Below are 25,536 nucleotides of genomic sequence, written 5' to 3' on the forward strand. Positions count from 1 at the left end.
ACTTTAATAAACCTTATCGATCGTTCGTGGTTAGAAATTCATTGGGGAAGGAAGACTCATATGTCTGTTGAGCAGGATACAAAGAAAGTCACTCCAGAAGTTCTCATATGTCCTTTGTGCGGGGAGCCCAATGGCTGCTCCTATGCCGCTGGCCGTCCTCATTCAGAATGCTGGTGTAACCGGGCTGTGTTCCCAGAAGGGGTATTTGACCCCATTCCGGCAGAACAGCGAAGGAAGTCTTGCATCTGTGAGGCGTGTCTGGATACGTATAAAAAGAAGACAGATCAAAATAAAGAGCCCCACAGTTAACCCTGTGAGGCTCTTCTTCTATCGATATGATTTTGTATTGAAATACAGACCGTTACTTCTGCATTTGTTGATAATGCGCTACAGCCTGCTTCAATACAGGATGACTCTCATCCATGGACGTATACTGGCTGAGTGCTGCTTCAATTCCTTTTTGCTTGATCGTAGTCTGGAGTTCTACGGCTTCCGGGTCTTCGGAAATGTCAAACTTGCAGGCAGCGGCCATACCCATTGCCAAATGTGTTGTCTCCGTTCCGTACTCGTAAGCCTGGAGAGCCGGGCGAACCAGACGGTCATTCGGGGATAGTTTCCGCAGTGGAGAACGTCCTACACGAGTTACCTCATCTGTCAGATGTGGGTTAACGAACCGTTCCAATATTTTGGCAATGTACAACTGATGATCGTCGGCATTGAATCCAAAACGCTTCACCAGAACTGCTCCGGTTTCCTGCAAGGCACCATATACGATGGATTTGACTTTTTCATCAGCAATAGCCTTCTGAATTGTATCAAACCCGTTCACATATCCAATATAAGCGGCAATACAGTGTCCGGTATTTACGGTAAACAGCTTCCGTTCGATATAAGGCTCCAGATCATCAACATACATTACACCCTCAACCGGTTTGAACGCAGGAGCCATCTGTGAACGGTCCACAACCCATTCATAGAAAGGCTCTACCTGTACATGCAATGGATCTTCATGATGCTGAATCGGCACAATCCGATCCACGGCAGAGTCCGGGAAATACACATACTGATCCGCAAGCAGGCGAGTACGTTCATCAAGCAGACCATATACATGTTCTTTTAACTGAGTGCTGGCACCAATTGCATTTTCACAAGCAATAATGTGAAGGGGCTGGAAGACATCACCTGTTCCAAGTCTGGATGTAAGTCCTTTGGCAATACCCGGAGCAATATGTTTCAGAATGTTCACACCCACTGCGGTTGTGATCAGTTCAGCTTCTGCAACGTTCTGAGCAACAGTATCCAGATTGGTTCCATCGATTGCACTCACACCGGTAACTGTCTCCAGGTCCTTGGCCTCGTTAGCCAGTTCAACCTTGTATTCTCCACGCTGCTCCAGAGCCTTAACCAGCTCCTGGTTAACGTCCGAGAAAACGACATTGTAGCCTGCACGGGACAAAATCAAACCGATAAAGCCACGTCCAATATTACCTGCTCCAAAGTGAAGGGCCTTCATAGTTCCATTTCACTTTCCAAAATAGTGATGACTTCTTCAGCGGTTTGAGCATGACGCAAAGCTTCCATGTTCTCTTCCTCGGCGCAGATGACTGCGATGCTGGTGAGGATCTCCATATGTTCTCCGCCCTGAGCAGCGATACCAATGACCATATACGCCTTCTCTTCGCCAAAATCAACACCTTGCGGGAACTGAATGACCGATATACCTGTGGACAAAATGAATGATTTGGATTCCTTCGTGCCGTGTGGAATCGCAAGTCCGTTGCCGACATACGTGGAAACAATCTCTTCACGCTCCAGCATTTTGTCAATGTATTCAGCAGTGATATGTCCCGCGTCTTTCAAAATTTGACCTGCCATACGAATCGCTTCGTATTTGTCCTGAGCCGTTGCATTCATGATGACTTTATCTTTAGTTAACACACTCATGTTTAAATACCTCCAATTTCGGTTTTACTGCGGTAAAATCCCGCAAGTTCTTGGGACAAGTAATGAATAAGATCATCCCGGTTGCCTTTTTCAAGTAATGTGATCATTTCTTCTTGCAACAATAGTGCACTGATCTCACTCAGTACCTCCAAACTTTCCTTCGATAACTGTCTAGGTCCTAGCATCAAGAGCACATGGCTGACACCTGTCGGGTCTTCCGGCGTACGCAGAAGCGGCTCTGTCAACTGGAACAACGTGATTGAAGGACTGTGAATGCCATCACTGCGTGTATGAAACAGAGCGAGGGAAGTCCCGGGAATTTTCTGACTTCCAACCGCTTCACGCTCCTCCAGCAGCCTGGCAATCTCTTTAGGATTATTTAACACACCCGATTGATGTAAAACACTGCACATCGCATAGGCCGTTTCCAAAAATCCGATCTCCCGATTATCCAGCGGGAACACCTGAAACTTGCCGATAATCTGTACGATTTCAATCAGGGTAGCTTCCAGTCCAACCGGATCGGAAATTCGTCCTGTTGTCCTTGAATCTGCCTCAGTTGGGGGACTATGTTCCCGCTGAAGCGTGGTTGTCCTGATGAAGTGCCTTAAACGTTCGCTTTCTTCTGCCGTCAGCAGTGGGCTCACCTTGTAGTATTGATGTTTATCCATTGGCAGATCCACAGTAGAGAGAACCAGATCATATTCCGCCTTCGGTATACGTGCGGCTTCATACCAGGACACACTGTCCACAATCCGAATCTCGGGAATTTCCTTGGACAGACGGCTCGATAACATCCGTGAAGATCCGATCCCACTCGTACAGACGACGACAGCCCTGATTTCACGTTTCAGCACCCGCAGTCGTTCAATGGAAGCACCGAAGTGCATCACCAAAAATCCGATCTCCTCATCCGGAACATCCGTATTGGGCCAAGCCTCTCGAACTGCTTGCTTTACATCCTCAAAGAGTGATTCATAATCCTTGCGGATCTGTTGAAGCAGCGGATTACGGATGAGCTGCCGCTCATCCATTCGTTCCAGTACTGGCTCCATATGGGCAATCAGACCTTCACGGAGCAGACGATCCTCATGGAACGAATAATGAGTTTTCTGCTGCATCCGATCTGTGAGGGAACGAACCATGTCAAGTAAGACCAGATCGTCTACGGGCAGCAGACGCGAGGAATGAATCGAGTGCTCGATTTCAATCAGCAGCCTGTGAAAATAAGCCTGCTCCTCGCTCACAAACTCCAGTCCAAGCTGGGCAGATAGAACACCGCACAAACGGGAGGCTAAATATTCCGGTACTTTCCGCTCGTCTTGCAAAGGCATTCCAACGTCTTTTTTGTCCTGTTGAGTGCACCGACCTATGCCAAAGCCTTTGCGAATCCGCACAACGGCTACAGATAATTGAATCAGCAGCTTCATGTATTGACGCTCCGGTATATTTTCCAACCACTCAATATCCGGCTGCCATAATGCATTTTCGATCGTAAGTACATCCTCATGCCCTATCATTTCCAGAAGCTTGCTGCTTACTTTGGAAACTCCTTGGTCCGCTTGTCTACCGAACAAATCGGATTCATCCAGATATTCAAGAGCGAGCGCGGAAATAGCCATGCGATGAGCCAGCTCGCTTCCGTTGATCTTGACCCCATATCCGCGCCTGCGAACCAACTTCAATCCTGCCAGATGAATGCGTGGCTCCAGATCGTCCAGATCATTGCTTGCCGTAGACACGGTAACCTTCAGATCTGAGGCTAACGCAAGCAGCTTCACAGGCTCGGATTCATTCAGCAAAATACAAAGCATGAAGAGTTTACGCTCTTCGGGCGTAAACTCCACATATTCGTTAAGCTCAAGTTGTTGACGCAATACGGCCAAATCATCGGAACCGGGATCAATTCGAACCCCGGTTCCTGATTTTTTTTCCAATCTCATGCCAAGGGGCTCAAGCCATTGTTCAATCATCTGCAACTCTCGATGTACGGTACGAGTGCTTACTTTGACCGCAACAGCTATATCGCCAGCAGTTACCTCATGAGGATGCTCCAGCAGGAACTCCACGATCTCACGCTGTCTCCTTGTAATATTACTCATCAGGAGTCGGATTTGAGGCGCTCCACCAGTGCCTCATATTCAGGACTCTTCAGGAAGTTATCGATGGAAATATGCTCTGCATTAGGAGCCACGGATTTGGCCCGGTCTGTCAATGTTTTCTGTGTGATGACGATGTCGGCATCTTGTGGAATCTCACTGATCGCCGTGTTGGTTACAGCGACATCCACACCGGCTGCCTTCATTTTCTTCCGCAGAATCGAGGCACCCATGGCACTCGAACCCATACCTGCATCACAGGAGAATACAATTTTATTGATATCCGTTTTCACTGCCGAAGAAGCAATATCGGCTGCACGGTCAGCTTCACGATTGTCTTTATCAACGGTGAGGTTGCCCGTTTTGCCCTGATTTTTCATATCTTTCATGCGGTTGGAAGCACTGTCCAGATCTTCGTCGTCCTTCTTTTTACCTGTTTTGAGCAGCACAGATGCTACGAGGAACGAGATGATCGCAGCTACGGCTACCCCTGCAAACATGCCAAGGTATCCACCCTTAGGTGTTAACAATGAGTAGGCAATGATACTTCCCGGTGACGGTGCGGATACCAAACCAGCTCCAGTCAGCATGAAGGTCAATGTACCTGCTACCCCACCAGCCATCGCAGCCAGAATCAGTATCGGTCTCATCAGAATGTAAGGGAAATAAATCTCGTGAATCCCGCCAAAGAAATGGATGATTACAGCACCTGGAGCGGAAGATTTGGCTGATCCGCGACCGAAGAAGCAGTATGCCAGCAAAATGCCGAGTCCAGGTCCTGGATTGGATTCAAGCATGAATAATACAGATTGGCCCAGTTCTCTTGCTTGATCCGTACCAATTGGTGTCAGAATCCCGTGGTTGATCGCATTGTTCAGGAATAATACTTTTCCTGGCTCAATGATCAGGTTGACCAGGGGAAGAAGACCAGCATTCATCAAAGCTTCTACCCCAGCTGATAACACCTTGCTAATCGCTTCAACGAAAGGCCCGATGCCTTTAAGGGCCAGAAGGGCCAAAATCCCACCAATAATTCCAGCGGAGAAGTTGTTAACCAGCATCTCAAACCCTGATTTGATTTTGCCATCGACAGCCTTGTCAAATTTCTTAATGACCCAGGCTCCCAACGGCCCGGCTATCATGGCGCCAAGAAACATTGGAATGTCACTGCCGACAATAACCCCGATGGTCATGATCGCACCGACTACACCACCACGTTGGCCGTGTACCATGGTACCGCCGGTGTAACCGATAAGCAAAGGCAGCAAATATTTGATCATTGGATCAACCAATAATGCAAAATCTGCGTTAGGGAACCATCCTTTTGGAATGAACAATGCCGTAATTAAACCCCAGGCGATAAATGCACCCATGTTCGGCATAACCATACCACTTAGGAAACGTCCAAACTTCTGAACGCCGACCCGTATTCCTCCGCTTTTTTCGGACTTTGCGTCCACTGAACTCATACTGAAAACCTCCTCAACATATTAAACCTTGATTCCACTGAATTTTGACAACGATGATCCAGACGAACGAAGGTACAAATCTGCAATAAATCTTAATTTACAACCATATCGTAAATGAAAACGGTATCTTCTACAACGAAATGAAAACCTACTTCCGTCATGAACGTTGATGACAAGATTTAAATTTAAAGGATTGTTCCATATTTAAACCTGTATATGGAACGAAACCTGTTATTCCCTTTCATGTATCATACCCACGAATTGCCCCATTTTAATGACAAATGCAAATGTAAATTTATTCTATTTTGTCAAGCCGGTTCTACCTCATTTAGAAATGATGATTAACATGTTAGATTGATATTTATTTCATCTAATTCGGCGAGTAACAACGAAAAAAAAGCGCAATTGCCTCATCCTGATTCAGATGAGGCAATTGCGCCTAAGTATCTCCGAATGAGTACTATCACCATTCGGGTCTATAATCAATTAATTCATTTTTATCAAGTAAAACGGACGTTTACATTAAGCTGAAACTTCGTATCTAGCCGAAATTTGCAGCTTTAATATTATTCCGTATGTTTACGATACGCATCCGCGTTCATCAATGTGGAAAGTGCTGCTGTCAAGTCGCCCTCAACACGAATCTCGATCATCCAGCCTTCCTCATATGGAGAGTTGTTAACCAGCTCCGGTGAATCCTGCAATGCGTCATTCACAGCAATAATCGTTCCACTGACAGGAGAAAACAAATCCGAAACGGTTTTGACGGATTCAATCGTTCCAATGCCCTCTTCCGCTTTTACATCCGATTCAAGGTCAGGCAATTCCACAAACACAATGTCACCCAGCTGATGCTGCGCGAACTCGGTAATACCAATACGTACGGTATCCTCCCCTACGGTTTGCACCCATTCGTGCTCTTCACTGTACAGGAAATCACTTTTCAATTCGCTCATCGATATCCGCCTCGCTTTTCATTAATGAGTGCATGCGTTTCTTTGACCTTAACCTTTTTCCCAGAACATAGCGTATGATATTTTCAATCCAAATGTCAAGATACCTCACAATTTATTTATTTTTCTTCCTTATATGCCTGTAACTCAAATGGACCCTCTCTACATATAATGGTGAATATTAGAAAAGTAAGCGCACTCTTTATAAATAGACGAACGTTATGAAGCGAACCAAAAATATCATTCGGATTTTTTATTGATTTCTATGATATCGTTCTTGACATCACTAGACGATTCAGGCTTTAATGAGAGTAGTAAATGTGTTTAATTGGTCTATGCAATACCCGCGGATGAATGTAAAGGGAGAGATTACCCTTGACACCGAATCAGGGTGTACATGCGGTAACGCCGAAGGAGTAAACCACCGACAAGCGGAGGTGAATCTCTCAGGCAAAAGGACTTTTACGGGACGCAACTCTGGAGAGCATCTAATCGCCGTGTGTGGGCGTTATGATCACCCAAGGGGAAACCTGCTGCATCATGCGGCGGGGTAACTCTCAGGTACCAAGGACAGAGCCTAAGAATACAGCGTGCTTCTGGCATGCCGATTCTTTGGCCTGTCCTTTTCCTTTTTCCCAAAAAACGAAAACAGGTTATAGAGCGGCGCTGCCTATAGCGTCCTTACCTTACTTTTATAATAAAATATGATGCCAGTTTCATTGATCCATGGTTATACACTCGGCCCATTGACGGCCCATGACGAGGTGATTGGATGTCCGATTTGCTTAGAACCCCACTCTTTCCACTCTATCAGCAATATGAAGGGGTACGATGTATTGATTTTGGTGGCTGGGAGCTCCCGGTACAATTCAGTGGAATTCAGAAAGAGCATGAAGCGGTGCGAGAACGTGCCGGATTATTTGATGTATCCCACATGGGCGAATTCACCGTCCAAGGTGAACACGCAGAAGCTTTTTTACAGCACATGACCACCAATGATGTAACAACACTCGTTCCCGGTCAGGCCCAATACACGTTAATGTGTTATCCGGATGGTGGTGTGGTCGATGATCTGCTGATCTATAAACTGAAAGACCAGCATTATATGCTGGTGGTTAACGCCTCCAACATCGACAAGGACTGGGCATGGCTGCAACAGCACATGACGCCAGGCGTAACGATGACCAATGATTCGGATCAAACGGCGCTGCTTGCTCTGCAAGGTCCGCTGGCAGTGGATATTCTCCGAACGGTGACAGACACCGATGTGTCATCGATTGAGCCTTTCCGCTTTGTGGCAAATGCGAAGGTATGCGGCGTTACATTGCTGTTATCCCGCACCGGATATACGGGTGAAGACGGCTTTGAGCTCTACGTTCCTGCGGATCAGGCTGCTGCAGTATGGAACGGATTAATGCAAGCGGGAGAAGGTCACGGACTCGTTCCGACAGGACTGGGTGCCCGGGATACGCTGCGCTTCGAAGCCAAGCTGCCCCTGTATGGACAGGAATTATCTGCAACCATCTCGCCGCTGGAGGCTGGCGTTGGCATGTTTGTGAAGTTAAATGCAGGACCGTTTATCGGACATGAAGCCTTGTTGCAGCAAAAAAATGATGGGCCTGCCCGTAAGCTGGTCGGCATTGAAGTACTGGAGCGCGGCATTCCCCGCCCCCATTATCCGATTTACGCCGAAGGCGTGCAGATTGGTGAAGTGACCACAGGCACCCAATCGCCTACATTGAAACGCAATCTGGGGCTGGCCTTGATCGACAGCAAATATGCTGCACTGGGTACCCCGCTGGAGATTGAGATTCGTGGCAAGAAACTAAAAGCCGAGGTCGTAAAGACCCCTTTTCATAAACGGACACGTGCGCCAAAGACACCTACTCAAGGAGCTGATCAAGCATGAGCAAGCATCGCTACATCCCCATGACCGAGCAGGATCAGAGTGCCATGTTGGCAACCATCGGCGTGGAAACAATTGAGGATCTGTTCCATGACATTCCACAGGAGATTCGCTATCAGGGTGAACTGCCTGTTTCCTCCAAACTCGATGAATATGCACTGACACGTCACATGTCGAAACAAGCGGCAGCGAATGCCAACTTCGAGACACACGCCAGTTTCCTGGGTGCGGGCATTTATGATCACCACGTTCCTTCCGTCATTAATCATGTCATCTCCCGTTCCGAGTTCTATACAGCCTATACACCTTATCAACCCGAGATCAGCCAAGGAGAATTGCAGGCGATTTTCGAGTTTCAATCCTACATCTGTGAGTTGACAGGCATGGCTGTAGCCAATGCCAGCATGTACGATGGTGCAACTGCATTTGCGGAAGCAGGTAATTTGGCCGCAGCGGCTACCCGCCGCAAACAACTGATTGTGTCACGTACCGTGCACCCTGAATCCCGTCAGGTATTGCAAGCTTATGCTCACGGCCTCAATCTGGAGATTGTTGAGATTGGATATCAAAATGGAGTAACAGACTGGGATGCCCTGCAAGCCGCTGTGTCCGATGACACTGCAGCCGTCATGATCCAGAGCCCGAACTTCTTCGGCGCCGTGGAAAATGTAAAACAGGCCGCAGACCTTGCGCATGCGCACAAAAGCCTGCTCGTGGTCAGCGCCAACCCGCTATCGCTGGGTCTGCTGGAAGCCCCAGGCAAGCTGGGTGCTGACATCGTTGTTGGAGATGCACAGCCCCTTGGTATCGCCGCTTCACTCGGCGGCCCAACATGCGGATACTTCGCTGTATCCCAGGCTCATATGCGCCGGATTCCTGGCCGAATTGTAGGCCAGACAACGGACCGCAACGGCAAGCGTGGTTTTGTACTCACGCTGCAAGCACGGGAACAGCATATCCGCCGTGAAAAGGCGACGTCCAACATCTGTTCCAATCAGGCTTTACTCGCTCTGAGCGCCTCTGTCTATATGTCTATTATGGGTAAACAAGGCATGATCGACGTCGCTGATCTGAATTTGCAAAAGAGCCGTTATGCCCTTAATACGCTTACCGCAATTCCAGGCGTCTCTCTTACGTTTACCGCACCAACTTTCAATGAGTTTGTTATTCAACTACCTGAAAGAACAAATGTGGATTCACTGCAACTGAAATTGCTCAATGCAGGTTTCATTGGTGGTTATGAGCTTGGACGTGATTATCCTGAGCTCGCCGGACATATGCTGATTGCGGTTACTGAACGGCGCAGCAAGGAAGAGATCGACGAATTCGCACATGTATTGGAGGGATCGCTGTGACTCAGGAAACAACAACAACAAAGACAACGACGACATCAGCACAAGGACAATCGGAAACGGTAACCTCTACCTCCACATCTGGCCAACCTGATACTGTCACAACAGTTACTGCTCAAGCCGCCTCTCAAGCACCCGAGCAATCGTTGATTTTTGAACTCAGCAGTCCGGGTCGGGTCGCTTACTCCTTGCCTGAATGCGACGTTCCCCGTCAAGCTGTAGATTCCCTGATTCCCCGGGAAATGCTTCGGTCGGAAGCAGCAGCACTACCCGAAGTTTTTGAAGTGGACGTCATTCGCCACTACACTGCCCTGTCCCGCCGTAATTTCGGGGTCGATAACGGATTCTATCCGCTGGGCTCTTGCACGATGAAATATAATCCGAAGATTAATGAGGATGTCGCCCGTTACAACGGGTTCGCCAAAATTCATCCATATCAGCATGAATCCAGCATTCAAGGTGCACTTGAACTGCTCTACACGTTGCAAAATGACCTTGCCGGACTAACCGGCATGGATGCCGTTACGCTGCAACCGGCCGCTGGTGCACATGGCGAATGGACCGGGCTCATGATGATCCGTGCCTACCACGAAGGTCGTGGTGAACAGCGCACGAAAGTTATCGTACCGGACTCTTCTCACGGGACCAACCCGGCAAGTGCAACCGTAGCAGGTTTTGAAACGGTAACGATTCCTTCCCGCGCAGATGGTCTGGTAGATCTGGATGCACTTCGCGCAGCTGTTGGTTCGGATACCGCAGCGCTGATGCTGACTAATCCAAACACACTTGGACTTTTTGAGAAAGACATTCAGGAGATTGCCTCCATTGTGCACCAGGCAGGTGGCTTGCTGTATTACGATGGAGCCAACTCCAATGCCATTATGGGCATCACCCGGCCTGGAGATATGGGCTTCGATGTTGTGCATCTCAATTTGCATAAAACAATGAGCACTCCGCACGGCGGGGGTGGACCTGGTGCCGGCCCGGTTGGCGTAAAGAGCCGCTTGATTCCGTTTCTGCCAAAACCGATGGTTATCAAAAATGATGAGGGCATATATGCATTGGATCGCGAAGGCGATCAATCCATTGGCCGGGTCAAAGCTTACTATGGTAACTTCGGTATTTTGGTCCGTGCCTATGCCTACATTCGTACTTATGGACCTGAAGGCTTACGCCGGGTATCTGAATGTGCGGTGCTCAACGCCAACTACATGATGGCCCGTCTCGCACCTTACTACGAAATTCCGTATCCAGGCGTGTGTAAACATGAATTTGTGATGTCTGGCCGAGGCTTAAAGCAGTATGGTGTACGCACGCTGGATGTTGCCAAACGATTGCTTGATTTTGGATATCACCCGCCAACCGTGTACTTCCCGCTGAACGTTGAGGAATGCATCATGATCGAACCAACGGAAACCGAAAGCAAAGAAACACTTGATGGATTCATTGATACGATGATTCGCATTGCCAAGGAAGCAGAGGAGACCCCAGAATTGGTACTCAATGCCCCTTATGGCACGCCGGTTACCCGTTTGGATGAAACAACGGCAGCCCGTAAACCTGTACTGAACTGTGCTTGTAGTTAAAATCTAACCTAGTAAATTTGCATATAATTATGCCTGCACGACATCCGAACTAAGTGATGATCCCGGAATTGGACACGATCTTTACAATGAAAACAAAATTCAGTCGTTGATAATGATTAATAAATGCCAAAACAGCCGCATTTTGCTTTCTGCGCGGCTGTTTTTCTTTTTGCTTATTAACTTGTCTGCTCTATATTATCTTATCCGGCCTAAGGCTTCCAATTGGCTCGTTCCTTCTTGCCCAATCGCGGACAGGTGTAACAATAGGAGCGACCTTGTCTTAAATATTGCAGGCAACAGACATTTTTGATCGCAAGTCTCTTCGAAGGATCCAACGGATGATCAATCATCCGAACCCTGACACGAAGTGGATTCTTGGCCAGACCAAATACATCAGCTTCCAGACCATTTTGTACCACCTGTTCATCAGCGGCAAACTGACGCAAGAGAGCTTCATCGCCTTGATGCGTATTATGGATATTCTCCCTGTAGTTTTGCAAAGCTGTTGGCAACTGACCCCACAACATGCTTACATGCAACCCGGAAGCTTTGGCCAAACACTCCATGAGAGGACGAGCAGTTTGACTGTAAAAACGTCTTAATTCTGCGTCAAGCCAGACCGTTCTTTCCTCCGAATCCTTCGGAGCGAGAGTGACGTCGATGTTTTCAAGCTGAAAAGCAATTCGTGTATACCCGGTTTCCTTCATCAAATGTATACTCAGATTGGATAGCGAGAAATTCGGAGCTGCATGATGGACGGATACGGTATATTGTAGCGCAGCTGCCACATCACCGAACCAACTGGTGAAATAGGCTGCGGCAACCGTTAGATCCTGTCCCTCGATTAACTGTTGGTACGCGGATAGAAAGCTGCTCATTGCCTCCGGATCAACAATAGATTCTGCCCAGAGCGATGCCACGGGTACAATATGCAGTTCCTGCACAAGATTAAAGTGCTCCCCCAGTTCCTCACGAATCCGGTCAATCATCATTCGCCGAACAAACGATTCAGGTCATCCAGCATGGAAGTAGCCGCATTGGGTCCATACCCGCCAAACCACGAATCTGAAGCCACCTGAAATACCTGATTATCTTTAACAGCCTTCATGTTTTTCCAAATCCCCAAGGTCTGCAGATTGTTATAGATCTCTTCATTATCATTGATAAGGATAATATAATCCGGATCGATTTCTGGCAGCTTTTCATTAGACAACACTTCATAGCGACTTTCAGCGCTGGTCACTGGGAAAACAGCCGGTCTGGAGAAACCGAAATCATCATAAAGCCATTTGTAGTCCATATCTCCGTAATACCGAATATCATTTCTTATCCGCAATACCATCAGTGTCTTACCCTCTGCTTTGGCGTGAACTTTTTGGATTGCCTCAGCTTTATGCGTTTCATAGGTATTTATCACTTCTTCTGCCTTTTCGTTCAAACCAAAGGCCGCCGCGGTAGCTCGAAATGCCGTCTGCCAATCAGGTGCCACATATCCATTCTCAAGCATGGCGGTTGGAGCAATTTTGGCGTAATTCTCGTATTGCTCTTTGCTGTTCGTATCCGTCACAATCAGGTCTGGTCCAAGAGAGAGCATTTTCTCTGCACTTACCTTACCTTGATCCCCGATGATAGCCACATCATTCAAGAATGGCTTCAAATATAATGGAAAATCTTCGTTCTGTGATTTCACCGTAGCTTTTGGTGTCATGCCAAGTGCAATCAGGTGATCCGTCAAATATGTCACCGTGGAAGCAATATTTTCTGGCTTCTGCGGTAATGTCTGCTCACCATTTGTATCCTTAAATGTAAACGTGGCATCTTGGGACTCTTCCGATCCCGCTTGTTCCTGTTTCGTCGGTTCTGCCTCAGACGAACCTGACTTCTCTTTGTTGCCGCAGGCTACAATCAATAATAGCATCGCAAGCAAAACTGCTGTTAAAGTGAGATAGCGTTGATTTCGTTGTTTCATGTTCTACAAATCCCCTTATTCATTCGTTATTCTGTTATTTTGTTTTCTTCTCTGTCATTCTCTCATTTCTCATTACGCGTGTGCTCGTGATCCAGCCCTTTTTATTTCTTAGATTCATAAAAAACGAACTCCCATGCTGTGGAAGACGTATGAGTGCCCTGCAGTTCGCCCTATCCAACGAAGCGGGAATGGACTCCCATCTTGCGGTTCTCCAATTACGATCATCCACGCACCAATAAAGATTGGCCTCCAGGACAGGAAGGCATGAATCATACCGAACGACAAACCAACCGTCCTCGTGCTTCTCCTCACATATTTCAATAAGCGCAGATTTCGCTTTAACGATGCTGTCCGCAAAAGCGAAGACCTCCTCACATGCCCAAGCCTCCTTATAAGAATGCCCGAGACCGGGATGAAGGCTTAGTCTGCTGTTGTTTTTCGGATGGCACTCCAAATGCTGTTCATAAGACTTATTAAATATGCTCAACGGAAAATGGGTATCATTACTACCATTAAGCCATAACATCGGCAAGTGGCTTTCAGACAGATACGTAGATGGATCCCACAATAGACGAATACGTTCTGCCTCTGCCTCGGGCATCGATGCAAAGCTAAGCCCATAATAGGAGCCCGGTTCATGCAGATACGCACAGCCATAAACGGGCATGGCAAAAGAAAGCCTGGTGTCTAACCCCGCAACCAAACTTGTGATAATGCCTCCCCATGAAATTCCTGTTATGCCTATGCTCTGCTTGTCCACTCCTTGATAAGAGCGGAGCAGCGAATGAGCCAATATTACAGCAGCTACGGCATGATACATCCATTGATCATCAACAGGCTGTTCGTAATCCGCAAACACACCCTGCTTCTCCGGACCACCCCATGAATGAGAAGGCCATTCCATCCGTTCGGTGTGCTCTTCATCCCCGAATGGAACATGACCTTCCAGATCCATGGCTATCGCAGCATACCCTCGTGCCATCCATTCTTTTACCCAACTGCTAAAGGCTGTTCCCGCACCCCCGTGAACCAGAATCACCGCGGGAACTTCCTCGTTAGGAGAGACCGGACGCGGGATGCCGTAGTAGGCAAATATGCGAGTACCACGACCTTTATATGACACACCCTCATAGAAGCAGGCGTGTACGCCGGTATGTTGATCTACGGAAACAGGGTATAATCGAGGTACTTTAAACAATTGCTCCAGATTCCAAGGCGGCTTTCCAGAAATGGAATGTCACCTCCCTTTGAACTGATAATGATTTTCTTTCTCAATACGTATCATATCATTCATTGCTTCAGCTAAACATGGATATTTAAACGGAGTGAACTGGACTTTAGTCAGCCAAACAATCGCAGAAAATAGGTCAGCGCCCGATCATGCGACCAGGCTGAATACTCAAATAATTTTTCTGTCCCAACCTCGTACACATGTCCATGCCGAACAGCTATCAATCGATGCCACTGCTCGCTGGCCTGAAGCGCCTTCCATTCCCGGGCAGCCTGCTGTGTGGAATCTACCATGATAATCAGCATATCTGCGTCGTATTTTTCCAGAGCTTCTTTGGCCACCGCTTCAAAAACATTGATGTCATCAAGACGATGCGTAGCTGCCAATCTAAAATCATTATAAAGGACCGCCCCAGCATTACGTTTGCCATATATCCGATATTCCGAATCTGTGATACGCCATATGTTAACGGTAGCTCCACCGATGTTACGCCTTACTTTGCGGTAGACCGCTTCCGCCCTGCCATCATATTCCGACAGCCATGTCTCTGCTTCTGCCCGATGCTCCATGACTTCTGCAATCGTTCGAAGCTGCTCGCGCCAGTCTGTGGATAACCAAGGGATGGCAACTGTAGGTGCAATCTGTTCCAGCTCTTTTCGCGCCCGCTCGGCCAGAATGTCGGTGCAGAAAATAAGCTCCGGCTCCGACGCACGCAATTGATCCACATTTTCTTGCCAGATCTGCCCTTCCCCAAGCTCATAAGAATGCAGACGAGTCATTCGGTTGTATAATTCATGATTTGGATAAAAAGCAGCAGCTTTCGGAAGCAGGCCAAGAGCCAGTAAACTGCCCGAGATTGGATCAGAGACACTTGCGATACTATATCTGCGACTTTTGACAAACGCGTTAGGCGAAAGTCCCATCTTCTGTTTGAATCTGCGGCTAAAATAAAATTCATCTTCATAGCCCAATCGAACCGCAGTCTCTTTTACACCGTCACCTGACAAAAGGAGCTCCTTGGCTCGTTTCATTCTGACATCCATCAGATAGGCCGTGGGGGTCTTTCCTGTATATTGTTGAAATGCCCACGAAAAATACCCTGGACTCAGGCCTGCAAGCATGGCCAATTCATCACGTTTTAACTCATGATCCAGATGCTCATTCATATAATCGGCAACACGGGCAATCGCAGAAGCGGTTGGCTCAGTGCTTTCCGGCTTAGCCTCCGCTTGAACAAGTAAAGTCATCAGACCGTATAGTGCCGCCTGTCTATTGAAGTGCTCCTCGTCACCAGCAACCTCCATTTGAAGCAATCGATCACAAGAGAGCGCGAGTTGCTCGCGGTCTTTGCACCAAAACAACCCCTCCATGAAAGCATGGGTAGCGGTCAACTGCTGTTCTCCACCATATTCGTATACTTCGAAACGAACTATACAGCCTTTTAACGCCTGCTCATCCGCCGCCAGCTTGAACCTTTGTCCAGGAGCCAGCAAATAAACTTCCCCTTCATTCAATCGGGATATGTGTTCGTTCGATACCAAAGTTCCTGAGCCACTTGTACAAAGAATAGCGGAATGTTCCGCTGTCGCAGCATGAACCATTTCTCCATTCCAGGACACTTCAAACGAATCGATACTGCTATATTTAAGCATCTTGCCTGCCTTTTTTTCGTTGACCTTCATGGTAACCCTACTTTCTCCCCCAGCATGATGTCCATTGATTGAATTGTTCGAATACCTTAATGATAATGATTTTCAACCAAGATACAAATGGAAAAATGTAAATGACAAATAGTAGCGTTTCGCTCTCTCTCCTGCTGATTGAAACACGCTCTTTGGTTTTATGCAAAATGCACAAAACAAAAAAAGCCGATATCTGCTGTAACAACAGATACCGGCAAAACCGCTGCACGACTGCAGCTTTTTATCGGAAAAAGAAACCCTTAAAATCGGGTGGAAACCCCATAAAATTACATTACGCTTGAATGCTTTGAACCAATTCAACGACTTGTTCAGCCGTTTGCATATCCAGTGCTTTGACAGCAAGCTCTTGCATGTCTGCACGGGACAGCTTGGTGATCTGACTGCGAGCTGGCAGAATGGACGTTGCGCTCATGCTGAACTCATCCAGTCCGAGACCGAGCAGCAATGGAATTGCTGTTTCGTCTCCCGCCATCTCTCCACACATGCCAACCCATTTGCCTTCACGGTGCGCTGCATCAATTACCATTTTAACCAAACGCAAGATGGCAGGGTTGTATGGTTGATACAGATACGACACACGCTCGTTCATACGGTCAGCAGCCATGGTATATTGAATCAGATCGTTCGTTCCGATACTGAAGAAATCCACTTCTTTGGCAAATTGATCTGCCAGAACCGCAGTCGAAGGAATTTCGACCATGATTCCCAGTTGGATGCTGTCTGAAACAGCAATACCTTCAGCAACCAGCTTTTCCTTCTCTTCGAGCAGGACAGCTTTGGCTTCACGGAATTCACCCAGTGTTGCGATCATTGGGAACATAACACGCAGGTTACCATGTACGCTTGCACGCAATAATGCACGCAATTGAGTACGGAAAATATCCAGACGGTCCAGACACAGACGAACTGCGCGGAAACCGAGGAATGGATTCATTTCTTTTGGCAGATCCAGATATGGAAGCTCCTTGTCTCCACCGATGTCGAGTGTACGAACAACAACAGGTTTGCCTTCCATTTTTTCCAGTACAGCCTTGTAGGCATTATACTGAATGTCCTCAGAAGGAAGCTTGTCTCTGCCCATATACAGGAACTCGGTACGGTACAGGCCTACAGCCTCGCCGCCATTCTCCAGAACACCAGCAACATCATTCGGTGTACCAATGTTGGCTGCCAGTTCCACATGAACGTTGTCCACCGTTACCGTTGGCTCATCACGCAGTTTTCTCCACTCCGCACGTTGTGCATCGTATTGCTCCTGTTTGGAACGATACTCAGCAATTACATCATCCGTTGGATTAACCAGCACGTGACCGTCCAAACCGTCAACGATAATCATATCGCCTTGTTTCGCTTGAGCCAGAATATCCTTGGTTCCGACTACAGCCGGGATTTCAAGTGAACGAGCCATGATCGCGGAGTGAGAAGTACGTCCACCAATATTGGTTGCAAAACCTTTAACATATTGACGGTTCAGTTGAGCCGTGTCGGAAGGTGTAAGATCCTCCGCAAGCACGATCACTTCTTCACTGATCTCAGCCGGACTCATGAATTCGATACCAAGCAAGTGATTTAGCACACGTTTGGTTACATCACGCATATCCGCAGCACGTTCCTGCAGATAAGCACTCTTCATGTTTTCGAACATTTCGATAAATTGCGTTGCTGTTTCGTTCAATGCGAATTCCGCATTAACCTTATCATCTGCAATTTTCGCTTTAACCGGATCAATCAGTTCCGGGTCATTCAGAATGAGCAAATGCGAAGCAAAAATCTCAGCTTTTTTCTCGCCAAGCTCTTGTAAAGTACGCTCTTTGATCGCCTCAAGCTCAGCCTGGGATTTGCCCAGAGCTGAGTCGAGTTTCGCGATCTCTGCGTCAACGTCGTTGATTTCGCGTTTTTCTACAGAGTAATTGGGATGCTCCAAGATAAACGCCTTGGCGATAGCAATACCCGCCGAAGCCGCGATCCCAGAGACATTAAGCATTAATTTCGCCCAGCCCTTCGTTAACCATAACGTCTGTCAGAGCTTGAAGAGCTTCAGCTTCTCCTTCGCCTTCAACGATGATGCTGATGGTGTCGCCTTGTTCCAGACCCAGGGAAAGTACGCCCAGGATGGATTTCAAAGTTACTTTTTTACCGTTAGCTTCTGCAAAGGATTCTGCACCTTTGAATTTGTTTGCTGTATTAACCAGGGCTGTCGCCGGACGTGCGTGGATACCATCTTCGTCTGTAATTCTGAATGTTTGTTGCATTACAATCATCTCACTTTCAATAATTTAATTTAGGCATTGCATATATTTACACTTGCTTGCCATCGTCGTAACACTTCTTATTTTATCTCAATAATCGGCTGATCGCCAATTTTCAGTAACCCACTTTTCGTTAGCGTTACTGTCGAGCCTTCTGGCAGGTTGGTGAAAATGACCGGAGAGATGATCGACGGAGCATTGGCTTTCACATACTCCAGATCCACTTCCATAATCGGCTGTCCTGCAGATACCAGGTCGCCTTCCTGCACGAGCACGTTAAAGCCCTGACCTTTCAGCTTCACCGTGTTGACACCTATATGAACAAGCACTTCCTTGCCTCCGTCAGACATAATGCCCACGGCATGTTTGCTTGGAAATACGTTAAACACCTTACCATATACAGGAGAAGTAATCTTGCCATCATGAGGTAGAACAGCAAAGCCATCGCCTGTCATTTTCTCAGCAAAGACCGGATCAGGAACGTTTGTGATATCCATCAATTCGCCGTTAACTGGCATAACGATGTCTTCCGCAATAATTCGTTCGCCTTCTTCACCTTGCGCCTTTTCCTGTTCAGGAGCTGGCTTAGCTACAGCTGCTGGAGCTGGTGCCGGTGTCCGTCCTGCAATGATATCCTGCATTTGAGATTTAATCGTATCTGAACGTGTACCGAAGATGGCCTGTACATTATTACCCACTTCAAGTACGCCAGATGCACCCAATTGTTTCAAACGATCTTTATTTACACTGGATTTCTCATTTACTTCAATCCGCAAACGAGTAATGCAGGCGTCCAGATGTTTGATATTCTCTTGCCCACCGAATGCAGCAAGAATGTTGTGAGGCAGATCATCTGTTGAACCTGAGCCTCCACCACCCGAAGCTGTTTCAGGTGTTGCCTCTTCACGACCTGGTGTTTTGAGGTTGAATTTGCGAATGATCAATCGGAATCCGAAATAGTAGATCACTGCCAGAATCAAACCTACGATGATAACATCCCACCAAGGCGTGCGGTTCGGGATAATTCCGAAGATCAGGAAGTCAATGAATCCACCGGAGAATGTCATTCCGATTTTGACTCCAAGAATTTGCATTGTCATGAAAGACAAACCTGCAAAGATACAGTGTACTGCAAACAGGATTGGCGCTACAAACAGGAATGAAAACTCAAGCGGTTCTGTAATCCCTGTGAGGAATGAAGTCAGCGCAGCTGACCCCATGATCCCTGCAACATACTTTTTGTGCTCCGGTCTTGCTTCATGGTACATCGCAAGCGCCGCTGCTGGCAAACCGAACATCATGAACGGGAATTTACCAACTTGGAACGTCCCCGCTGTGAGGTTCACACCATCACGCAGTTGATTGAAGAAGATTTGCTGGTCTCCACGAATGACATCTCCAGCTTTGTTCACATATTCACCGAACTCAAACCAGAATGGTGAATAGAAAATGTGATGCAGACCGAACGGAATAAGTGACCGTTCTACTACTCCGAATATGAACGCCGATAATGTCGGACTTGTATCTACCATGAAGTGAGATACAGCATTCAGCCCATTTTGAATCGGAGGCCAGATGATCACCAGAAGCAACCCGATTAAGAGGGAAACGACTGAAGTGATAATTGGGACAAATCGTTTACCTGCAAAGAAACCAAGGTAAGACGGCAATTCGATTTTGAAAAATCGATTGTAGCATAGCGCGGCGGTAATACCAATGATGATACCTCCGAACACGCCGGTACTCAATGTAGGGATACCCAAGATGCTCGCATAACCTGGTACTTCACCGATCATGGCTGGCGTAACACCAACAGCTGTACCCAGAGTCACGTTCATGACCAAGTAACCGATGATGGCCGCAAGACCTGCGACACCTTCGCCTCCGGCCAGCCCGACAGCTACACCAACAGCGAACAGCAATGCCAGATTATCAAATACGATCTGACCCGCATTCATCATAATCGTCGCGATTGAGCTTACCCATGGGGTATCTAGCACGGTTGCATACTGCAAAAAATCAGGATTCACAAGCATGTTGCCAATCCCTAGCAATAAACCTGCCGCTGGCAAGATTGCTACAGGTAGCATAAGAGCTTTACCTACTCTTTGCAATACACCAAAAAGCTTTTTAAACATTGCGTCGTATCCACCCTTTCGTTTAAGTTTATATGTCGTGATGCAAGCAAGGGAAAACAAAAAAGGCATGAATTAATAAAGTGAATTGTGCCAACCTTTGGGTATAGCATACCCGGATAAAGGTAAGAACAATCACACTCTAATTAACTCATGCCTGATCGAATCAGTAACACGTCGTTTGTGTTTATTCAGTTGCTTGATTACGGAAACCATTGTAGCACCACTTCAAAAACGATGCAAGCCTTTACACGAAATTTCTCAAATTAGAGTTCCACTTGTGGAAATATTTCACTTGCTCTCTTCTTCTTTTCTTTGGTTCAAGCGCTGCAAGTGAATGGTTAGATAGCCTACTTCAGCAGGATACACTGGAAGATTCAACCTTTTTTCCATCACCTTCGTTAGCTTCCATGCAAGCGAGTACATTTCAGGATATTCCAATTTTAGCAGGGAATCCAGTTTGTGAATTTCTTCCACTTTGTCTCCCCGACGGACACGTTCCAAGGCAAAGCGAAGATGAGTTAGTAACCGGGAGTAATCCAGTGATTGCGTCTCAAACGAATAATCCAGTTGGGTGGACACCAGGCTCACCAGATCGGTAATCAATTGCGAATGTTCGCGAACTTGAGAAATATTTTGGTTGGTCATGGCACTGTAGATGTGAAGTGCAATAAAACCGATTTCGTCCATGCCCAGATCTACACTCAGTTTTTCTTTAATCAAACGAACCGCATATTCACCCATCCGATATTCATCAGGATAAATTTCACGGGTCTCATATAGAAAAGGATTCTGGATGACAATCCCTTGTTCTTTCCGTTTTAATGCAAAAGAAATATGGTCGGTCAATGCGATATGAATATGTTCGTTTAAAGGAACTTCCGTATGCTCAGCAATATACGTAATGACTTCGTTAATAATCTCGATCAATGCTTCATCCACTTGGGGAAGAAGCTGTTTATACTGCTCTTGCTCCTGCTGGTTTCTCAAAATGAACATCTTTTCCACAGCCATTAGTGGAATAATGTCATTCGTTTTCCGATTGAAGCCGATGCCTTTACCAATCACGACAACTTCTCCATGTTCAGGATGCTGTGCAATAATTACATTATTATTTAGCGCTTTGGCTACTTGCAGGCTACTCAATATTTGCACCTCTTTTTCACACCATCTTAAGTGTGATTCAGTCACACCCTAGTAAGAAAGAAAAGACATCCGGAAGCGGGCAAACCGCGCCGGACGTCTCGCTTAAAAAGTAACAAAAATTCGCCTTAAGGTCAATAGAACATAAGTGCTTTATAATTCGTTGTCTTACTCATCAACTCCAGCTTTTTCCACAATCTTATCGATTATAGAGGGAGTCGTTACAGGTTCGCTCTGTTGAATAGCAACTGGTGCTGTTGTTTTATGTTTGGTGAGACCTTTAATTAACTGCTCCACATCAATGCCGGAGACACTTTTGAGCATCTCAGGGGCTGTCGCCATGAGCTCAGTTACATAATTACTTACACGAGTGGCGCCTTCACCCTTACCTGTGTCCACAACGGTCAGCTTATCAATTGCAGAGATCGGCTCTGCAATTTTGCCAGCAAGTTCAGGCAGCATTTTGACGATGATATCGAGCACGGCAGCTTCGCCAAACTTTTGGAACGCCTCGGCCAGTTTTTCCTTCGCTTCTGCTTCCGCCAGACCCCGGAGACGAATAACCTCTGCATCCGCTGTACCTTTGGCACGTTCAGCATCTGCCATCGCTTGACCTTCAAGACGCTTCTGCTCAGCAGTAGCTTTTGCATGCGTTTCAATGGAGTACTGTACCGCATCGGCTTCACGCATTCTTTTGGCTTTATCCGCTTCGGCAGCCTGCTCCACCGCATAACGATCCGCTTCTGCCTTTTTCTTCACTTCAGCATCATACTGCTTCTCACGTACAATAATTTCTTTCTCTTGCAGATCAATCTCACGTTCTTTACGAACGAGCTCAACCTTCATCTCTTCCTCCACCACGGTTTGTCTAGCACGTGCTTCGTGGATATGGTAAGCCTGATCCGCTTCCGCTTTTGCAGTATCCTGATCACGCTTAAACGTCGCTACTTTCAATTCTTTCTCTTTTGCAGCTTCAGCGATATTCGTATCACGCAGCAACTCGGCTTTTTGCCCTTGCTCTTCTGCATTAGCCTTCTGAATACGCGCATCCCGCATCGCTTCCGCTTCCGCAATTTCGGCGTCCCGCTTGACGGCTGCTATTCTCGGTTTACCGAGGGCATCCAGATAACCTTGTTTGTCACGAACATCTTTGATGGTAAAAGAGACAATTTGCAGTCCCATTTTTTTCAAATCTCTGGCAGCTACACCTTGAACCTCTTGTGCGAAGCGATCACGGTTACGGTATACTTCTTCGACCGTCATCGTTCCGAGAATGGCCCGCAAATGCCCTTCCAGAACTTCCTGTGCTTCGCCTCTTAATGATTCTACGGGCTTACCGATGAATTGTTCCGCTGCAGTAGCCACGTCTTCTACAGAGCTTCCAACCTTGATAATGGCGACACCATCGGCTATGACCGGCACGCCTTGTTCCGTATATACTTCCGGTGTGGAAACATCCAGCTTATGGGACAACAAAGAGATAAATTCTGACTGCTGGAACACTGGCAATATAAATGCGCCGCCTCCACGAACAATTTTAATTTTCCGTCCGGAGTCATCGTCGGAAATATTTTTGCTTCCTAGGAATGAACCCGTAACGATCATGGCTTCATCCGGCCCAACCGTTTTGTATCTCGCCCAGAATGCCAAACCAAGAATCAGAATAACACCGACAACGATTCCAGGAACCAACAACACATCCATATCCAGATTATTCATTCCACATCTCTCCCCTTATTCATACATGAGTGCTTACACTGCTAACGGACAAACTACCTTAAACATTTTTAAGTACATCTTCATCCCATTCCGACACACGCAGTACACCTTCGGTTACATCCACAACTACAACACGCGCTCCCGCCGCAATGGGACGATGTTCAAAGCTGGATGCCGTGTGCACCGTATTACCGGCAGCAATCTTGATCATGACTTCACCAAAACCTTTTTCCGGTACCGGAATGGTAATTTCTCCAATTTTCCCAGATAGCTCTTTCATGGAAAATGCAATGGAAACGTCACTGTTACGCATCGGCTTGATATATGCAAAGAATACCAGCATGGCTGCAGCAATACCTATAAGCAGGGATAGTATCAGTGCCGAAATCGCACTAATCGAGCTATAACGTGTCAGCATAATGCCGGCTCCACCAAAGGTTGTTATGGAACCAGCCAGCACAACAGGTTTGAAAAAATCAAGGCCTGGCAATTCAAAGGCCCCGTCCAGCAAGCCATCAATCAAGTCACCTAGCACAAGGCTGACGACTGCAAATATGGCTCCTCCGATTAGACACCCCCAATAGATTGACTCCATTCCCCGTTCCTCCTCTCTTCTGCCGCAATTCCATCCAACTGGGCATTCCTCATGTAAATAAATACGTAGCAAGGTGCCGTTATGTTTCAAAATCTTTCCTCATTTGTATTCTAGACCCGATAATGGTTATTCTCATCGCAATATGGTCCAGTTCCTGGAACATTCTCCAATTCGCTCTTATTCACAACAAAGAACCGCAAATCTCCGTTAAAGGAGACATGCGGTTCCAGAACACATCGCTGTGTTTTTATGTTTTAATTTTATAGAGAAGCCTTGTAGATGGATACAACATCTTCACGTTGCAATTTTTTGAAGTTACCGAATGGGCCAAAGAGCATAGCTTTGTCAGCCATAACTTCGATCTGGCTGTCATCGATATCATAATCAGCCAGACGGTTAGGCGCACCAATGGATGTCCAGAATTTGCTCAATGCATCGATACCTTCTTCAGCAATCTGTTTGTCCGATTTACCTTCAGGATTAACTTCGAACACATTGATCGCGAGACGTTTGAAACGATCCACATTTACGTCCACATTATGCTTCATCCAATGCGGGAACAGAATCGCGAGCCCTCCGCCATGCGGAATATCATACACTGCGGATACCGCGTGTTCAATATTGTGAGTAGCCCAGTCACCAGCGAGACCCATGTTCAGTACGCCGTTCAATGCCATCGTTCCACAATAAAGAATCGTTTCACGCAGTTCATAGTTCTCCAGGTCTTCAACCAGACGAGGCGCTGCATCCATAACTGTGCGCAGAATCGTCTCACAGAAGCCGAGCTGAACCGGTGTGTTGGCATCCAGATGGAAATAATGTTCCAGTACGTGAGACATCATATCAACCATGCCGTAAACCGTTTGGTCCAGAGGAACGGTATATGTATTTACCGGATCAAGGATCGAGAACGCAGGGAACGAATACGCACTGCCCCAGCCCAATTTCTCCTGTGTATCCTGATTCGTGATAACCGAACCGGAGTTCATTTCCGAGCCAGTTGCAGCCATTGTCAGCACTGTACCGAGTGGAAGAGCATCCTGTGCAACGGCTTTGCGCTGAGCAAAGTCCCACATGTCGCCGTCATACTTGGCGCCTACGGCAATCGCTTTGGCACAATCCAGTACACTGCCGCCGCCTACAGCGAGGACCAGGTCAATGTTGTTCGTTTTGCAGAGGTCTACACCTTTGTGCACTGTCGAAAGACGTGGGTTCGGTTCTACACCAGCCAGCTCCGTAACCTCAGCTCCAACTTCCTTCAGCAGTCCGATCACCTGATCGTACAAACCGCTGCGTTTGATACTGCCGCCACCATATACAAGCAGAACCCGCTTGCCGTATTTCGGTACTTCGGTTTTCAGTGCTTCCAGCTGACCTTTACCGAAAATCAATCGGGTTGGATTATAAAATTGAAAAGATCTCATATCTATGTCGCCTCCAATGGAGATTCATATTTTAGTGCAACTCCCATTATAGTACCCCG

Annotated in this window: 20 protein-coding genes and 2 riboswitches; of the genes, 4 read left to right on the top strand and 16 right to left on the bottom strand. The window is 47.1% G+C overall.

Annotated elements, in window-relative coordinates:
- The first annotated feature begins 60 nt into the window (after positions 1-60).
- Positions 61-309 (top strand): cysteine-rich CWC family protein, encoded by a 249-nt coding sequence (locus RS891_RS24805; RefSeq protein WP_315793501.1) that lies wholly within the window; start codon positions 61-63, stop codon positions 307-309.
- Between the two features lie 52 nt (positions 310-361).
- On the opposite strand, the gene RS891_RS24810 is transcribed toward RS891_RS24805, so the two are convergent.
- From RS891_RS24810 to gcvH, 5 genes are all read right to left on the bottom strand, one after another.
- A complete protein-coding gene (locus RS891_RS24810) occupies positions 362-1,513 on the bottom strand; it encodes a mannitol-1-phosphate 5-dehydrogenase (protein WP_315793502.1) in 1,152 nt (383 codons plus the stop codon).
- The gene (locus RS891_RS24815) at positions 1,510-1,944 is read right to left on the bottom strand and encodes a PTS mannitol transporter subunit IIA (protein WP_024633110.1); all 435 of its coding nucleotides are present in this window, start codon (positions 1,942-1,944) and stop codon (positions 1,510-1,512) included. Before RS891_RS24815 ends, RS891_RS24810 begins: the two co-directional genes overlap by 4 nt.
- Before the next feature lie 2 nt (positions 1,945-1,946).
- Positions 1,947-4,046, bottom strand: a complete 2,100-nt coding sequence (locus RS891_RS24820; protein ID WP_397386863.1) for a BglG family transcription antiterminator — start codon at positions 4,044-4,046, stop codon at positions 1,947-1,949.
- Entirely contained in the window at positions 4,046-5,512 is a 1,467-nt protein-coding gene (locus RS891_RS24825; protein ID WP_315793504.1) for a PTS mannitol transporter subunit IIBC, read from the bottom strand. Before RS891_RS24825 ends, RS891_RS24820 begins: the two co-directional genes overlap by 1 nt.
- A 566-nt stretch (positions 5,513-6,078) precedes the next feature.
- A complete protein-coding gene (gcvH, locus tag RS891_RS24830; protein ID WP_113053467.1) occupies positions 6,079-6,468 on the bottom strand; it encodes a glycine cleavage system protein GcvH in 390 nt (129 codons plus the stop codon).
- Between the two features lie 347 nt (positions 6,469-6,815).
- Positions 6,816-6,937: riboswitch (glycine riboswitch) on the top strand.
- Between the two features lie 3 nt (positions 6,938-6,940).
- Positions 6,941-7,041, top strand: a riboswitch (glycine riboswitch).
- Positions 7,042-7,237: 196 nt separating this feature from the next.
- Between gcvH and gcvT the strand changes: the two genes are divergently transcribed.
- The 3 genes from gcvT to gcvPB are packed head-to-tail and all read left to right on the top strand — an operon-like array spanning position 7,238 to position 11,309.
- The gene (gcvT, locus tag RS891_RS24835) at positions 7,238-8,374 is read left to right on the top strand and encodes a glycine cleavage system aminomethyltransferase GcvT (RefSeq protein ID WP_315793505.1); all 1,137 of its coding nucleotides are present in this window, start codon (positions 7,238-7,240) and stop codon (positions 8,372-8,374) included.
- Complete coding sequence (gene gcvPA / locus RS891_RS24840) at positions 8,371-9,726, top strand: aminomethyl-transferring glycine dehydrogenase subunit GcvPA (protein ID WP_315793506.1); 1,356 nt, start codon at positions 8,371-8,373, stop codon at positions 9,724-9,726. Before gcvT ends, gcvPA begins: the two co-directional genes overlap by 4 nt.
- Positions 9,723-11,309: an aminomethyl-transferring glycine dehydrogenase subunit GcvPB gene (gene gcvPB / locus RS891_RS24845; protein ID WP_315793507.1), complete on the top strand. Its 1,587-nt coding sequence runs from the start codon at positions 9,723-9,725 to the stop codon at positions 11,307-11,309. Before gcvPA ends, gcvPB begins: the two co-directional genes overlap by 4 nt.
- Before the next feature lie 209 nt (positions 11,310-11,518).
- On the opposite strand, the gene RS891_RS24850 is transcribed toward gcvPB, so the two are convergent.
- The 11 genes from RS891_RS24850 to RS891_RS24900 form a co-directional block, all read right to left on the bottom strand.
- Entirely contained in the window at positions 11,519-12,253 is a 735-nt protein-coding gene (locus tag RS891_RS24850) for a (2Fe-2S)-binding protein (protein ID WP_315793508.1), read from the bottom strand.
- Between the two features lie 44 nt (positions 12,254-12,297).
- Complete coding sequence (locus tag RS891_RS24855; protein WP_315793509.1) at positions 12,298-13,278, bottom strand: ABC transporter substrate-binding protein; 981 nt, start codon at positions 13,276-13,278, stop codon at positions 12,298-12,300.
- A gap of 34 nt (positions 13,279-13,312) precedes the next feature.
- Complete coding sequence (locus RS891_RS24860) at positions 13,313-14,476, bottom strand: alpha/beta hydrolase family protein (protein WP_315793510.1); 1,164 nt, start codon at positions 14,474-14,476, stop codon at positions 13,313-13,315.
- A 143-nt stretch (positions 14,477-14,619) separates the two neighbouring features.
- Positions 14,620-16,191, bottom strand: coding sequence for an ABC transporter substrate-binding protein (locus tag RS891_RS24865; RefSeq protein WP_315793511.1), 1,572 nt, complete (start codon positions 16,189-16,191; stop codon positions 14,620-14,622).
- 292 nt (positions 16,192-16,483) lie between these two features.
- A complete protein-coding gene (gene ptsP, locus RS891_RS24870; RefSeq protein ID WP_113053460.1) occupies positions 16,484-18,196 on the bottom strand; it encodes a phosphoenolpyruvate--protein phosphotransferase in 1,713 nt (570 codons plus the stop codon).
- Positions 18,189-18,464 (bottom strand): HPr family phosphocarrier protein, encoded by a 276-nt coding sequence (locus RS891_RS24875; protein WP_036617010.1) that lies wholly within the window; start codon positions 18,462-18,464, stop codon positions 18,189-18,191. Before RS891_RS24875 ends, ptsP begins: the two co-directional genes overlap by 8 nt.
- Before the next feature lie 77 nt (positions 18,465-18,541).
- A complete protein-coding gene (gene ptsG, locus RS891_RS24880; protein ID WP_113053459.1) occupies positions 18,542-20,599 on the bottom strand; it encodes a glucose-specific PTS transporter subunit IIBC in 2,058 nt (685 codons plus the stop codon).
- Positions 20,600-20,887: 288 nt separating this feature from the next.
- Entirely contained in the window at positions 20,888-21,742 is an 855-nt protein-coding gene (gene glcT, locus RS891_RS24885; RefSeq protein WP_315793512.1) for a glucose PTS transporter transcription antiterminator GlcT, read from the bottom strand.
- A 165-nt stretch (positions 21,743-21,907) separates the two neighbouring features.
- Positions 21,908-23,458 carry a flotillin lipid rafts scaffold protein FloT gene (locus RS891_RS24890; RefSeq protein ID WP_315793513.1) on the bottom strand — a complete coding sequence of 517 codons (1,551 nt, stop codon included), beginning with the start codon at positions 23,456-23,458 and terminating at the stop codon, positions 21,908-21,910.
- A gap of 58 nt (positions 23,459-23,516) precedes the next feature.
- Positions 23,517-24,053 carry an NfeD family membrane protein gene (locus RS891_RS24895; protein WP_113053456.1) on the bottom strand — a complete coding sequence of 179 codons (537 nt, stop codon included), beginning with the start codon at positions 24,051-24,053 and terminating at the stop codon, positions 23,517-23,519.
- Positions 24,054-24,313: 260 nt separating this feature from the next.
- Entirely contained in the window at positions 24,314-25,477 is a 1,164-nt protein-coding gene (locus tag RS891_RS24900) for an iron-containing alcohol dehydrogenase (protein ID WP_113053455.1), read from the bottom strand.
- Between the last annotated feature and the right edge of the window lie 59 nt (positions 25,478-25,536).

Origin of the sequence: Paenibacillus sp. BIC5C1 (assembly GCF_032399705.1) — a bacterium.
GTDB classification, from domain to species: domain Bacteria; phylum Bacillota; class Bacilli; order Paenibacillales; family Paenibacillaceae; genus Paenibacillus; species Paenibacillus taichungensis_A.